Source organism: Nonomuraea sp. NPDC049784 (genome assembly GCF_040659615.1).
Lineage (GTDB): Bacteria > Actinomycetota > Actinomycetes > Streptosporangiales > Streptosporangiaceae > Nonomuraea.
The window spans coordinates 1-13328 of the sequence record NZ_JBFAMX010000274.1 but is presented as its reverse complement, the minus strand read 5'-3'; the positions used below and the strand labels follow the sequence as shown (position 1 = coordinate 13328).

15 protein-coding genes and 2 pseudogenes are annotated in these 13328 nt (G+C 67.0%); 7 read left to right on the top strand and 10 right to left on the bottom strand.

Features of this window, described 5'->3' with window-relative positions; translation table 11 throughout:
* Nucleotides 1–508, bottom strand: a 508-nt coding sequence (locus tag AB0J09_RS37905) for a HAMP domain-containing protein (RefSeq protein WP_360701863.1), incomplete at its 3' end; no start/stop codon positions are given.
* The gene (locus tag AB0J09_RS37900; protein ID WP_360701860.1) at nt 505–1170 is read right to left on the bottom strand and encodes a response regulator transcription factor; all 666 of its coding nucleotides are present in this window, start codon (nt 1168–1170) and stop codon (nt 505–507) included. The genes AB0J09_RS37905 and AB0J09_RS37900, both read right to left, overlap by 4 nt.
* Before the next feature lie 167 nt (nt 1171–1337).
* Here AB0J09_RS37900 and AB0J09_RS37895 point away from each other — a divergent pair, with 167 nt between their 5' ends.
* Nucleotides 1338–2390 carry a twin-arginine translocation signal domain-containing protein gene (locus AB0J09_RS37895; RefSeq protein ID WP_360701857.1) on the top strand — a complete coding sequence of 351 codons (1053 nt, stop codon included), beginning with the start codon at nt 1338–1340 and terminating at the stop codon, nt 2388–2390.
* 393 nt (nt 2391–2783) lie between these two features.
* On the opposite strand, the gene AB0J09_RS37890 is transcribed toward AB0J09_RS37895, so the two are convergent.
* From AB0J09_RS37890 to AB0J09_RS37870, 5 genes and pseudogenes are all read right to left on the bottom strand, one after another.
* Nucleotides 2784–3170 carry a hypothetical protein gene (locus AB0J09_RS37890; protein ID WP_360701853.1) on the bottom strand — a complete coding sequence of 129 codons (387 nt, stop codon included), beginning with the start codon at nt 3168–3170 and terminating at the stop codon, nt 2784–2786.
* A gap of 301 nt (nt 3171–3471) precedes the next feature.
* Nucleotides 3472–3828 carry a hypothetical protein gene (locus tag AB0J09_RS37885; RefSeq protein ID WP_360701851.1) on the bottom strand — a complete coding sequence of 119 codons (357 nt, stop codon included), beginning with the start codon at nt 3826–3828 and terminating at the stop codon, nt 3472–3474.
* 88 nt (nt 3829–3916) lie between these two features.
* Nucleotides 3917–4498, bottom strand: a complete 582-nt coding sequence (locus AB0J09_RS37880) for a hypothetical protein (protein ID WP_360701849.1) — start codon at nt 4496–4498, stop codon at nt 3917–3919.
* Nucleotides 4499–4727: 229 nt separating this feature from the next.
* Nucleotides 4728–5529 (bottom strand): annotated as a pseudogene (locus AB0J09_RS37875) (IS5 family transposase).
* Between the two features lie 38 nt (nt 5530–5567).
* The gene (locus AB0J09_RS37870) at nt 5568–6317 is read right to left on the bottom strand and encodes an SDR family oxidoreductase (RefSeq protein ID WP_360701846.1); all 750 of its coding nucleotides are present in this window, start codon (nt 6315–6317) and stop codon (nt 5568–5570) included.
* A 93-nt stretch (nt 6318–6410) separates the two neighbouring features.
* On the opposite strand from AB0J09_RS37870, the gene AB0J09_RS37865 reads away from it, so the two are divergent.
* From AB0J09_RS37865 to AB0J09_RS37850, 4 genes and pseudogenes are all read left to right on the top strand, one after another.
* Entirely contained in the window at nt 6411–7019 is a 609-nt protein-coding gene (locus AB0J09_RS37865; RefSeq protein ID WP_360701843.1) for a TetR/AcrR family transcriptional regulator, read from the top strand.
* A gap of 459 nt (nt 7020–7478) precedes the next feature.
* A pseudogene (locus AB0J09_RS37860) lies at nt 7479–7655 on the top strand (IS982 family transposase); the annotation flags it as partial.
* A 165-nt stretch (nt 7656–7820) separates the two neighbouring features.
* Nucleotides 7821–8771 (top strand): alpha/beta fold hydrolase, encoded by a 951-nt coding sequence (locus AB0J09_RS37855; RefSeq protein ID WP_360701841.1) that lies wholly within the window; start codon nt 7821–7823, stop codon nt 8769–8771.
* 16 nt (nt 8772–8787) lie between these two features.
* Nucleotides 8788–9687: an alpha/beta hydrolase gene (locus AB0J09_RS37850; RefSeq protein WP_360701839.1), complete on the top strand. Its 900-nt coding sequence runs from the start codon at nt 8788–8790 to the stop codon at nt 9685–9687.
* An 880-nt stretch (nt 9688–10567) separates the two neighbouring features.
* Here AB0J09_RS37850 and AB0J09_RS37845 read toward each other — a convergent pair.
* Nucleotides 10568–11008 (bottom strand): MarR family winged helix-turn-helix transcriptional regulator, encoded by a 441-nt coding sequence (locus tag AB0J09_RS37845; RefSeq protein ID WP_360701837.1) that lies wholly within the window; start codon nt 11006–11008, stop codon nt 10568–10570.
* A 122-nt stretch (nt 11009–11130) separates the two neighbouring features.
* Here AB0J09_RS37845 and AB0J09_RS37840 point away from each other — a divergent pair, with 122 nt between their 5' ends.
* Nucleotides 11131–11580: a hypothetical protein gene (locus AB0J09_RS37840; protein WP_360701834.1), complete on the top strand. Its 450-nt coding sequence runs from the start codon at nt 11131–11133 to the stop codon at nt 11578–11580.
* 35 nt (nt 11581–11615) lie between these two features.
* Nucleotides 11616–12629 (top strand): hypothetical protein, encoded by a 1014-nt coding sequence (locus AB0J09_RS37835; RefSeq protein WP_360701832.1) that lies wholly within the window; start codon nt 11616–11618, stop codon nt 12627–12629.
* Nucleotides 12630–12781: 152 nt separating this feature from the next.
* On the opposite strand, the gene AB0J09_RS37830 is transcribed toward AB0J09_RS37835, so the two are convergent.
* A complete protein-coding gene (locus tag AB0J09_RS37830) occupies nt 12782–12994 on the bottom strand; it encodes a hypothetical protein (protein ID WP_360701830.1) in 213 nt (70 codons plus the stop codon).
* Between the two features lie 93 nt (nt 12995–13087).
* Nucleotides 13088–13328: tyrosine-type recombinase/integrase (locus AB0J09_RS37825; RefSeq protein ID WP_360701828.1), on the bottom strand; the 241-nt coding region annotated here is incomplete at its 5' end.

The window sequence follows — 13328 nt, the reverse complement described above, 5'->3', positions numbered from 1 at the left end:
GGAGCACGGCGCGCTGACCGGCCAGCGGGGTGCGCAGCTCGTGGGAGGCGTTGGCCACGAAGTGGCGCTGCGCCGCGAACGAGGAGTCCAGCCGCTCGAACAGGTCGTCGAGCGTACGCCCCAGCCTGGTCAGCTCGTCGTCCGGGCCGCGCAGGCCGAGCCGACGGTTGAGGTTGGTGGCCGAGATCTCCCGGGCGGTCACGGTCATGGCGCGCAGCGGGCGGAGGAAGCGCCCGGCCAGCCACCACGCGGCCAGCACGGTCAGGACCACGACGACGATCCCGGTGACCGTGAGCACGGCGTCGACCTGCTGGGCGGAGGTGTCGGGCGGTGGAGCGGCGTCCCCGGCCCGGAGGCGGACCTGGTCCCTGCCGAACAGGAAACCGGCGACCAGCATCATCGGGACGACGACGGCCAGAACCAGTCCGGCGTACAGCGTCGTGAGCTGCGCGCGCAGGGACGGCCGTCGCAGGTGGCGCCGGGCGCGGCCGGTCACCGTCAGGTTCATCGCGGGACCCCGATGCGGTAGCCGCCCTCACGGACGGTGCCGATCACCGGTGGTTCGCCGAGTTTGGCCCGTAACCGGCGCACGGTCGTCTTGACGGCCGTGGTGAACGGGTCAGCGGCCTCGTCCCAGACCCGTTCCAGCAGCTCCTCCGTGGACACGACCCGGTCACCGGCGGCGAGCAGGCACTCCAGCAGCGCGAACTCCTTCGGGGTCAGCTCCAGGCGCCGCCCGCCGCGAAAGGCCAACCGCCTGCTCGGGTCCAGGATCAGGTCCTCCGCCCGGAGGATCGGCGGCACGGCGGGCGCAGCGCGGCGCCCCAGCGCGCGCACGCGGGCCACGAGTTCGGCGAAGTCGAACGGCTTGGGCAGGTAGTCGTCCGCGCCCAGCCCCAGACCCTCGACCCTGTCCCGTACAGTGCCCGCGGCGGTGAGCATCAGCACCCGCGACCCCGCGTCACCGGCGGCGATGTCGCGGCACACCTCGTCGCCGGGCGTGCCCGGCAGATCGCGGTCCAGCACCACCACGTCGTACCGGGTGGCGGCCAGGCGGGCCAGAGCGTCGTCGCCGTCGAGGACGACGTCCACCGCCATGCCCTCGCGCCGCAACCCGGTCCCGATCGCCCGCGCCAGAACCTCGAAGTCCTCGACGACCAGCACTCGCACGACCGTCCTCCTTCTCACCCCGGTGGTGGCGCCGTTCCGTCCACCGCGTCCGGTCACCGGACACGATGCCAGGGATCGGGTGTCGGGCGGGTGTCAGCGGCTGACACCCGGCCGACACCGGCCGTGCCGTACAACCGTCCGTGATTCTCCTTCGGAAAGGACGAGACGTGACAGATCCGCGGTTGACCCGGCGCAGGTTCCTCGCCGTCACCGGGGCCGGTACGGCAGCCGGCGGACTGCTGACGACCAGCTCGACGGTCAGCTCGAAGGGCACGGGCGAGGTGTCCGCACGGGGCCTCACCCAGGCCGTCCTGTCGGCCTTCGAACACCACCGGCTCGTCGCCGTCGGCGAGTCGCACGGCCAGCAGGAACACGGTGACGCGCAGCAGATTCTGCTCACGGACCCGCGGCTGCCGGACGTGGTCGACGACATCGTCGTCGAGTTCGGCAACGCGCTCTACCAGCCGGTCATCGACCGGTTCGTCGCCGGCGCGGCCGTCGAGGACCACGTGTTGCGGCAGGTCTGGCGGAACACCACGCAGTCGCCCGGGGGCACCGGCGACCAGCCGATCCGTGAGCAGTTCTTCCGTACGGTCCGCGCCGTCAACTGGACGCTGCCCGCCGCGCGGAGGATCCGGGTGCTCCTCGGGGACCCGCCCATCGACTGGTCACGCATCACCACCCAGGACCAGGTGGACGGCTTCCTCGCCCAGCGTGACACCCACATGGCGTCCCTGGTGCGGCGGGAGGTGCTCGCCAGGAACCGCCGGGCGCTGATCTGCTACGGCAGCGGGCACGTGACGCACTCGCCGGAGCGGGGCCAGAACGCCGACCACGCGGTCCCGCTGATCGAGGAGCAGACCGGCCGGCGCGTGTACGTGATCGTGGCCGGCAGCCATCCCCGCCTGGCGGCCTGTCCACGGCGTACCGTGATCGCGTGCTCCGGAAACTGGCTGGAGTCGGCCGACGCGGGACAGTTCATGGACGCGCCCCGGCTGTGCGGCTTCCCGCTGGGGAAGCTGGCCGACGCCGTCCTGTACCTGGGGCAGCTGAAGGACCTGACGCAGCCGCTGTGGAACCCCGCGATCTTCCTCGATCCGGCGTACTGGGCGGAGCTCCAGAGACGCAACGCGATCAACGGGAACCTCGTCGACCTGGAGGCGTACCGGCGGCAGCAGCCGATCTCCCTGCCCTCGTCACCTCCCGTGAGCTGCGCCTGACAGCGCCGGGAAGGGCGCGCCTAACTCCTCGCGTGTGACGGCGAGGACGTGAGGATGTCCCATCCGGCCATCGCCCAGGCGACGACCACCTCCAGCTCTGCGCCTGCCGAAATACCATCCGTGCAGGTCAGGCCACTTGTGAGTACTCGTGGAGGACGCCACCGAGGCGGTCTCGTCGGCATACATTCAGGTCGGTGATTCGCTCTGGATCCGTTATCGGATCGGGGACGGCGCGCAGCGGGGCGGCTTGGTTCAAGGCTTGGTGGGCTCGGTGCTGGTTGTAGAAGTGTTCGTACTCGTGCAGGGCGTGCCGAAGATGGCGTTGGTTCCAGATCAGGCAGCGGTCGAGAAGCTCGTGACGGCACGACTGCACCCACCGCTGCGTGATCGAGTTCATCCGCGACATCTGGATACCGGGGGGCCCGTCTTGATGCCGCTCTCGGTGAGGAGCTCGTCCATGAGGGCCGGGAACTTCCCATTCCTGTCTCGGAGCAGAAAGCGCGCCCGGCAGCTCGCATCGTGCAGATCCATCACCAGATTCCTGATTGCTTGGATGACCCAGTTCGCGCTCGGGTGAGCGGTGGTGCCGAGCGCCCGGACACGCCTGGTGGCGTGCTCGATCACCGCCAGGATGTACTGGCGCTGTCCGTTCAGGGTGATGGTCTCGATGAAATCGCAGGCCAGTAGGGCGTCGGCTTGCGAGCGCAGGAAGTCGGCCCAGGTGGTGGTGGCCCGTTGGGGCGTTGGATCGAGTCCCGCTTGGTTGAAGATCTCCCACACCGTGGACGGCGCGACCTTGATGCGAGTGTGGCGAGCTCACCATGTACCCGTCGATAGCCCCGGCCAGGGTTCTCTTGGACCAGGCGTGGGATGAGGGCGCGGATGGAGTGGAGGGTGGGTGGGCGGCCAGGCCGCTTGGGCCGGCAGGTGCGGGCGTGAGGACGTCTCGTCAGATCGCGGTGCCGGTGCAGGACCGTGTCCGGGCGGATCCCTTCTGCGCCAAGCCCAAGTGGTACATATGGGACCATAGTTCCCTAGCAGACATGAGTAGGGCGGGAACGGGTACCGACCACAGTGGCCGTTACCAGATGGGATCGTCGATGATAACGGCCGGTCTCGGTGCGTGCGGCCAGTTAATATCCATGTGTATGCCGCTACCGATGTCCACCACGGCCATAAGTGCGGCAAGGCTGAAGCGGATACCGGCTTCTCTGCATATATCCTCGACGAGCAGAAGATCTTCATCGATGGGGTCGTGCGCGATTGGCCGGTCGCCGTGGGGGAATTCCCTCCATGTCAGTCGGATTTCACCGTCGATGGCATACGTGAGCTTGTGCTTATAGAGTATAGAGGTAATGCTCCATACTCGTTCGTCTTTCTCGCTGAGCTCTCGCAGGACCGAAGGCTCTGCCCGCAGTTGGGTCTTAAGAGCCTTCAAATGGTATGACCAGGAGAAGTCACGGCTCCCAAGCCTCGTCGTAGCGCCGCAGATCAGGTGCCTACTCGGTGGCGTAGTCAGGTGCGGATCACCATTGATCCCACCCGTGCCAGCCGTACCAGTACCCCATGAGATGCCGGTAAGTGTCGTCGGCCGTCTCCTCGGGCTCGCCCTTGGGCAGGAGGACGAAGTTGGTATTGCTGTGGATCGCCCATTCCTCGCCGATGAGGCAGGCACTGCCGGGGATGTCTTCAGCGTTCTCCTCCAACCCGGAGTAGGGAAAGGCATCGCATATCCGATACAACCCGAGCCAGCGGCAGGAGAAGTCTCGTGATGTTTCGGCCGTCACAGTTCGGGCGTAGGCTTCCATGCTCGGTTTCGAGATCGTGAACCGAAGCCAGAAGGGGGCGTCTGCCACGAGTGCAGTCGCGAGACCCGCGATGATGAACACGGGCACAAGCCAGCGTGTTAATCGGGCCTGTGCCGTACCCCTGCCCATCGCCAGGGCGAAGCGGACCGTCCAGATTGCCCACAGCGGGATCCCGAAGAAGAAGCCGACCAGGAACATCTCGATGACATACCAGTGCGGGACGCTGGCCCAGTACAGAATGACGCCGGCCACGGCGGAGAGGGCAGTGAGGTGCAGCCATCCCGGAGGCTTATTGATCATGCGTCACCTTAACGTCCACGATGGCTCTCCCGAGATGGGGTCAGTCACACTCGGAACGTTTCCTTGGGAGATCGCGAGGGTGCACGTCATCTCATGACCGGGCGTCGTTGGGTCGCTGCTGACCATGCTCATGCCAAATATATGCGCATTATGGCTCCGGCTCGATTGAGACCCCGCCGCTGACCTGGGCGAAGTCGCTGATCGCAGTCTGGACTTCTAAGACAACGTCTCATTTGGTGAGTCGGCGGTAGCAAATGAGTGCTGCGGCGATGGCGACGAAGGAAGCGAAGTGGTCGGCTCGGCGTTAGCGGCGGTGTAAGCGGCGACAGCCGGCCAGCCAGGAGACCGTCCGTTCGACTACCCAGCGGTGCCGGCCCAGGCGCTGACTGGATTCGATCCCGCGGCGGGCTATGCGCGGGATGATGCCGCGCCCGCGCAGGAAGGTCCGGAGGTGCGGGTAGTCGTAGCCCTTGTCACCGTGCAGCTTGCCCGGTCGGCGACGGCGCGGGCCGCGGCGGGACCGGATCGGCGGAATGCTCCGCACCAGCGGCTCCAGCCCCAGGCTGTCGTGGGTGTTGGCCGCGCTGATCCCGACAGAGATCGGCAGACCGGTTCGCTCGGTGATGAGATGGATCTTCGACCCATTCTTGCCGCGATCGACAGGATTCGGACCTGTCAGTTCCCCCCTTTGACGGCCCGCACGCTGACGGAGTCGATCGCGCATCGCGACCAGTCCAGCTGCCCGCGCGAGCCGAGCTCATCGAGCAGGATGCGATACAGCTTGGCCCACACCCGGGCGCCGCTCCACTCGGCGAAGCGGCGGTGCACCGTTTGCCAGGAGGCACCGAAGATCGGCGGGAGCTGCCGCCAGGTGCACCCCGTGGTGGCCACGAACACGATCGCCGCCAAGATCAAGCGGTCATCGGCCCGCCGCCGGCCACCGCCCTGCGGTCGGATCGGTGACGGTGGCACCACTCGCTGAAACAAGCCCACAGCTCGTCAGGAACCAGCCGATCCACGAACGCATCCATGATCAACCCAACGATTGATCACCAAACAAGACACGGTCTTAGATGTGCACTTCGCCCCCGTCAACGACCAAGTTGGCGCCGAGGAAGAAGCTGCCCTGGTCGGAAGCGAGGAACGCCACGACATTGGCGATCTCGTCCGGGCGTCCAATCCGGCCGAGTGGGATCGCTGCGGCGAAATCTGACTTGGTGACGGGCGTGTCCTCCGTCCCGACCACACCGTCGAGTCCAGGAGTGTCGATGGTGCCCGGGGAGATCGCGTTGACCCGGATGTTCCGGCCCTTGAGCTCGTTGGCCCAGGTCCGGGCGAAGGACCGGATCGCCGCCTTGGAGGCCGCGTACGTGCCGAACGCCGCGACACCGTCACCGGCGCGCACCGAGCTGTTCAGGATCACCGATGCGCCGTCGTTGAGCAGCGGCAGCGCCTTCTGCACCGTGAACAAGGTGCCCCGGACGTTCACGCCGAAGGTCTCGTCGAAGTGCTCCTCGGTGACTCGCTCCAGCGTCGCGAACGACGCGGCGGCGGCGTTGGCGAACAGCACGTCCAGGCCCCGGCCCCGAGCCCGGACCGCGGCATAGAGCCGGTCCAGGTCGGCCAGGTCCGAGATGTCGCCCGGCACGGCGGTCACCGTCGTTGGGCCTATGCGCTCCACCGCAGCGTCAAGGACCGCCTTTCGGCGGCCGGTGATGAAGACGTGCGCGCCCTCGGCCGCCAGCCGTATGGCGGTGGCCAGACCGATCCCCGTTCCGCCGCCGGTGACGACGGCGGTCTTGCCTTCCAACTCCCCCATGCTTTCACCTCTATAGAAATCTGTACCGATCAGTGCCGAAGTGGACGATAGCAGTTCCGCACCGTTCGGTACAGAAGAGATATGATCGATCACGTGAACACCCAGAGGAAGGCGCCGATCGGCCGGCCACGCGGCTTCGACGTCGACAAGGCGCTCGACCAGGCCATGCGTGTCTTCTGGGAGCAGGGCTACGAGGGCGCCAGCCTCACCGACCTGACCAACGCCATGGGCATCAGCCGCACCAGCATGTACGCCGCCTTCGGCAGCAAAGAAGACCTGTTCCACAAGGCCCTGCAGCGTTACACCGACGGCCCCGCCGCGTACCTCCCGCGGGCCCTGCAGAAGTCGACGGCGTGGCAAGTGGCCACAGCGTTCCTCAACGGTTCCGTCCGGGCCACCACCAGTCCCGGCTGTCCCGCCGGATGCCTCGGCGTCCAAGGCTCCCTGGCGGCGGGCGAGGCCGGTCTCAGCGCCCGGGATACGTTGACAGCCTGGCGCAACAACGGCATCTCGCTCCTACAGGAGCGGTTCCAGCGGGCCGTCGATGAGGGCGACCTTCCCGCAGGGACCGATCCCAGCCTGCTCGCCCGATACCTCATGGCCGTGGCCAACGGCATCGCCGTTCAGGCCGCCGGTGGCGCCACCCGCGACGACCTCCGCATGGTGGCCGACATGGCCCTACGGCACTGGCCGCCCACCTGATACGAACCCTCCGCCGAGCTCTTACGCGATCATCGGGTGGCGATGGCCTTGGCGCCCTCGGCCTCCGCAGGGGCGGAGCTCATCGGGCCGCGAAGGGCGATGTAAACGAACAGCACGCCGATGACGGCGACGCCGACCCACATGGCCTGCCGCCCAGCCGTCGACGAAAGACTGCTGGGCGGCGTGAACCAGGGCCTGTGTGTGCGAGCCTGCGCCGCCCGCGGCCTCGACAACGTTGGAGACTCCCGTTCCGGCAGATCAGCGGAGCCACCCACTGCGTCGCGGCGACAGAGACACCGCGTGAGCTCGTGTGCTTGTTGAGGTGGAACGGGCGAAGCCCGTTCCTATGGGTTGTGGAGTAGTTCAATGTAATCCAGTCGCGCCCTTTACAATGTAGATTTATCTTGAACGCATGACCAGACCTGCCGCTGACCTCGCAGATCACCCGCGCTTCCCCCGGTCAACGACACTCTCAAAGGCCAGCCCGACCTGGAACAACACGGCGCGCGCAAAACGATGACGTCGCCATACGACATACGGGTCGCCCAGCGCATTCTGGCGATGGCCGCGGCGATCTGGCACAACTTCCACACCGGCCAGCCGGTCACCCGATCGCTGATCGCCTATGACCACTGACCGTATTCGGAATGATTCGTCTAGGCGAGCCGGCTGACCGGAACATTTGTACAAGATACCGGCGCGCACCGGCGGCGACAGTAGGCCCATGACTATTTCCCTGGGGCTCGATGACCCCGCTGTTTCGACGACGCCGACCTGCGGTTTCCGCACCGGCAGGCTGATGTGAGCAGCACGGCACGGCGCCGGCGGCGCCTCTTGATCGCCTCGGCTGTCCTCTTCGTCGTCGTCGGGTTGCTTCTCGTGAACGCGGAGGTGGTGACGCGGCAGAGCGCCGAGGCCAGTGGGAATCCGACCCTGCCCCTCGACGGCGGGAACATCTACGTGCGCCAGGACGGCCCCCCCGATGCCCCGGCACTCGTACTCATCCACGGGCTCGCCGCGTCGACCCACTCGTGGGACGCGCTCGTTCCGCTGCTGACCAAGTCCCATCGCGTCATCCGGATCGACCTGCTCGGGCACGGCCAGTCGGCCAAACCGGCCGGCGCCGGCTACGGAATGCCGGAGCAGGGACGCCGGGTCGGTGAGGCAATGGACCGGCTCGGGGTCAAGCAGGCCGTAGTGGTCGGCCATTCCACCGGTGGCGCGGTCGCCACCGCTCTCGCCGAGCAACGACCCGACCTGGTGACCGCGCTCGCGATCATCGACACCGCACCCCGCTTGGACGCCGCCATCTCAAGCGGCTTCGTCGGCGGGCTCTTGGACGACCCCGTCATCGGGCAGCTGCTGTGGCGGCTTCGGACCGACAGCCTGATCCGCAACGCCGCGAGCACCGCGTTCAGCCGCCGCGGCTACCAGGTCCCGCAGGCGGTCGTGGACGACGCGCGCGGGATGACCTACCACGCCTTCATCGCGACATCGCAGGACGGCGACGATTATGTGAACCAGCGCGCGCTCCCCGATCGGCTGATTCCCCTCGGCAAGCCGCTGCTAGTGATCTTCGGTGAGGAAGACCAGAGATGGCGATCCTCCTCCGCCGCCGAATACCGCGCCGTTCCGGGCGCGAAAGTCGAGTTGCTGCCCGGTGTTGGGCACTCGCCCATCATGGAGGATCCGCCGCGGACCGCCGCGCTTCTTCTGGCCTTCACCGCGAGCCACACCACCCAGGGGCACTGAACGAGATGATGCGCCCATGACGGGGTCCGGTGCTGCCGGCACAGCGGGGCCGGCCTGCGGTGCGGGTGGATCTGGCCGATGTGCTCAAGCTGTACGTGTATGCCCAACAAACTTCGCCGAGGCTAGGGAGATCGCGATGCCACACACCAGTTCAGACATCTACTGGGAGGAACACGGCCAGGGCCCTCTGACACTTGTCATGTTGCCAGGATTCGGCGCCTCGGCTGATCTCATGACCGAAATCGCGCGACACCTCAGCGGGTTCCGCGTCTTGATCTTCGACTTGCCCGGACATGGTCAGTCCGTACGCGCGCCGGCGGACGGGAGACTGTCCACGCTGGCCGCGACCCTGCACGACGCGATCAACGACGCGGGCGTCGACGCTTACTGCCTGGTCGGCTATTCCCTTGGCGGTGCGATCGCGGTGCGTATCGCGCTTGACTACCCGGATGAGGTGCGTGCGCTGGTTGGTGTTGTTCCGTGGAACGCCGCGGGGACGACTGCCGGGGACGAGGTGATCGCCGGCTTCGATGCCGCGTACGGCGATGCCGAGGCCCTCGCGCAAGCAGTGGCGGCAATCTCCTTGGACCCGTCGAAGACCTCGGGTCTGATGAGCAGCATGCTGACCGTCACCGAACAGATGTGGCACGGCTGGCTGGCCGGCGGTGCGCTGACAAGCCAGGCCGACGAGCTGTCTGAGATACGCGTACCGAGCTGCTACATACTCGGCGGGAAGGACGTCGTCGTAGATCAAGCCAAGCAGCTTGACGACGTGCGGCGCATCCCTGGAAGCCGCGCGGTCCTGCTGAGCGACCTTGGACACCTGTGTGGTCTCGAGATGCCCGACGTCGTCGCGAACGAGATCTCGAACTTTCTGGAGACGGAGATACGCGCCGATCCAGCCGAAAGTCGTTGAGAGGCCAGGACGCCGAGGGAGTGCGAGGAGAGCCCCACGATGACCAGGCAGGTGATGAGCGCGAGGCTGAGCAGCAACACGATCGTCAACCGCCGGTTTCTCCGGTGGAGAGGGGTCTCCTGGACGGTGTCGGACGAGATCATCGCCTTGGACAGCATCGGCAGCGCCGTCGCTGCCTGTGGTCAGCGGGGTTGGTTGCGGATGGTCCGGCCACGTTCGGTGATGAGCTCGTCCAGGGCGTGGTCCGTTGCTCCGCGCCGTCCTTGGTCAGCAGATGATCGCCCTGGATGACCTGGTGGAACTGGTTGATGCGTTCGGCCGCGTCGAGGCCGCGAATGCCGATGGTGATGCTGGTCTGGGTGGCGTGGAAGGTGGTGACCGGCCTTCAGCGACGGTGCCGGCAGCGGCATTCATGCGGCCACGCGGGCGCATCTGCTTGCGGGCGTCGGCGGGGTCGAGACCGTCGATGGCGAGGTAGCACAGGAACGGGCCGGGGGCCTGGCGGGCATGCCTTCGGCGAGGACTCGCCTGATCTTGTCGCGGTCGTCTGCGCTCATGGGAGGGCGGCCGAGCAAGTCGGGCCAGCCGTCGGCGGAGAGGGACGGTGGGGGCGTCCGTTGGCGTGGCGGCCTGCTGTTGCCGAACGGGGTCCGGGCGAACCGGTCAACTTGCTGACGGTGAGGGCGCCGCCGTCCCAGACGGTGGTGAGGGCCAGGTCAACTTGGCGCGGTTGCGCGGGCCGCGTTCGGCGGGGTGTCGACCACGAGGCCAAGAGCGAGCTGGGGGAAGAGACCGATGGCGGTGCGGGTGCGGGCCTCGACGGTGAGCGTGGCGCTGTAGCCGTACTCGGATGGGCCGTCTCCGCAGGGTGTTCGGATCGTCAGCCACTGTCGAGGACTCGTTTGAGCAGGTCGACGATCATTTTCGATTCCGAGGGAGAGAGGGCGTGCAGTAGTTGACTCTGCGCGTCGGCGATGAGGGCGCTGAGCCTCTCCAGATGGTCTTTCCCCGCGGGGGTGAGCGTGACGATATTGCGCCGGCCGTCGGCCGGGTCGGGACGCTGCTGCAGAAATCCTTGCTCGACCATCGCGTTGACCCCCGTCACCACATCGCTGCGATCGATTCCGGTGCATCTGCCCAGGTCGGCTTGGCTAGATGGGCCGAACTCGTCGAGGGCCGACAGCATCGCGAACTGGCGTCGGGAACTCGTGCCGGCTAGCGCTCGGTCGGTCAGCCGGTTGGCCGCGATCGCCGTCTGATTGATCACCCAGCTCGGCAGGGCGCGCAGGCGGGCGGGTGTCGGGTGCGTAGTGCTGTCCACCTCGCCAGGTTACCCGGTTGTTGGTGTCACCATCAATCTCATGTATGGTTGGTGGCACCATCATTGGTGGCACCAACAGAAGTTGGAGTGCTGCCAGACCGCAACGTCACAAGGAGACTCGGATGACCGTGAACCCCGAATCGCGTCCCAGCCTCGGCCGCGCACTCGCCGAGACCACACGCTTGATCGGCAAGTTGCACCGACGCGCTCTCGCGGACTTCGACTCGGACTTCCCCACCTGGATGCTCCTGACCCTGCTCGAGGAGGCGGACGTCGCATTGCCCGTTGACGAGGTGGTGAAGGAACTCAACCGCCGGCTGGACCTGGCCGAGCCGGACACCGTACGGGTGCTCGAGCGCGCCGCGGCTGCGGGCCACGTCGCATACCGACCCGGAGACGCCCCCGCTACCGCGGAACTGACCGAATCCGGCAAGGACCACTTCGCGGCCCTGTACGCGCATGCCCGCAAAGCCACAGATGCCGCCTTCGAGGGCATCGATCCAGCCGGGCTCGACACCGCCCTCACGGTGGTGCTGGCGGCCAAGGAACGCGCCGCCGCCGAACTTGGCTGACTAGGCGACCACCCAACGCAATGAGGAAAACTCTTATGTCATCCCTTTCTCGAACCTCGCTCGCCCGCCTGGCCGCCGTTGCCGCGATCTTCGCCGTCGCGATGGCGGCGCCGTACGGATGGAGTACGGCATCGGCCGACACCGCCACGAACGCGGCGAAGTACTACGGCATGTGGAACTACGACCAACCCGATGCCGCCACGCTGAACAACATCGCTGTGCTGGCCTGCCCCGACGGCGGCGGCCAGTGTGACCCGCAACTACCGCTGCCGCTGCGAGTGCCCCAGGTGGGCTGGGTGGTGTTCTCTCCCGGCCCCAACGGGACGGTCAACGGCACCACCGATGGGGGCTGCACCTGGAATTTCCGCGTCCAGCGCACCGGGCTGGAGCTGTCGTCCACGACCCAGCAGTGCACCAACCGGGCGGTCGGCTCTCCCAGCAACCTCACGAAATGGTCCGTCCAGGTGAAGGGCAACCGGGAGACGGAGTCGATCGTGGCCGTCAGCCATCAGCCCAACGGAGTGGATCTCATCGGCACCATGAACTCCGGCTCCCGTACCAAGGTGGTCAACGGGCGGCACAACGGCAAGTTCGTCCAGCGGTTCCTCGGCGACTACCGCTACGACCCGGCGGACTTCCACACCCTCACCAACGTTGTCTCCACCGACAAGGGCACAGTCTACCCGGAACAGGGCACGGTTCGATTCAGCGGCACGCTCCATGATCGCGGCAAGATCAACGCGCACACGCCGGACGGCTGTGACTGGACGCTCGTCGTGCGCGGCAACACCGCCGAACTTGATCCCGACACGCAAACCTGCCACACCGCGAATGGCGACCGCTCACTGATTTACTGGGCGCTGGTCACCGACGACGGACAGCACATGAACGGCTTCCTAGCCGGATCCACCACCGCACCGGGCCAACCCCCGACCAACACCTTCCTGTACGTCGGCGCGCTGACCAGATCCGCCACCGATCCAGCCGAAAAGCCACGCCGCCCCGGGCGGTTCACCACTCCCACGATGTCGGCGGGGCTGGGGCACTAGGGCACCCCACGGCCCGGCATCAGGCTGGCCGGTCGTGGAGATCATCGACCGCGCTCAGCCCGGGAAACGATCATCTGGTACGCAGGAAGCGATCGCCGTCAACGAGATCCAGGACAAGATCGATCGCGCGGGCTGACCATGGGAGCGGGCGATCAGGTCTGGCCGGCCGAATCTGGGCCGGCCAGACCTTCGCCGCGGACGGTGAACTCTCCCGCCAAGAGGCGGCGGGCCCATTCCTCGCCGCGGGCGGCAGCGCCGGGGTCGCGGCGCAACCACTCCTCACGCTCAGCCTCCAGCCAGAGCCTGGAGCGGAACGCTCGCTGGCGCCGTTCCAGAACCAGGGGTGTCGGTAAGACTGCTGCCACCAGGTACACGCGATTGCGTTAGCGCAGGTCAGTCTCCTGCTTCGCGGTCGAAATGGCTCGGAGCTCCTATAGCTCCGGCAAGCCGCCACTCTGTCAGTGGGTACGGCGACGGGGCGCCAGAACCTCGGTGACCTTGGCGATGGCTTCGGCGCCGGGTTTGACGTAGCGCATGGCGGTGCGGGGGTTCTTGTGCCGGGTCTTACCCATGATGAGCTGCAGCGGGACTTCGGCTTCGCCGAGGTGAGTGGCGGCGGAGTGGCGCAGCTGGTGCAGGTCGAGTCCGGCGTACTGGTCGAGTAGGACGCGGGCGCGGTCGTAGCCGAGGCGGGCGCGG

Excerpts from the sequence above, each read along its gene's own strand:
- AB0J09_RS37850 (WP_360701839.1), top strand. The coding sequence starts at position 8,788 with ATGACGGGGTCCGGTGCTGCCGGCACAGCGGGGCCGGCCTGCGGTGCG.
- AB0J09_RS37880 (WP_360701849.1), bottom strand. The coding sequence starts at position 4,498 with ATGATCAATAAGCCTCCGGGATGGCTGCACCTCACTGCCCTCTCCGCC.
- AB0J09_RS37840 (WP_360701834.1), top strand. The coding sequence starts at position 11,131 with ATGACCGTGAACCCCGAATCGCGTCCCAGCCTCGGCCGCGCACTCGCC.
- AB0J09_RS37870 (WP_360701846.1), bottom strand. The coding sequence starts at position 6,317 with ATGGGGGAGTTGGAAGGCAAGACCGCCGTCGTCACCGGCGGCGGAACG.
- AB0J09_RS37835 (WP_360701832.1), top strand. The coding sequence starts at position 11,616 with ATGTCATCCCTTTCTCGAACCTCGCTCGCCCGCCTGGCCGCCGTTGCC.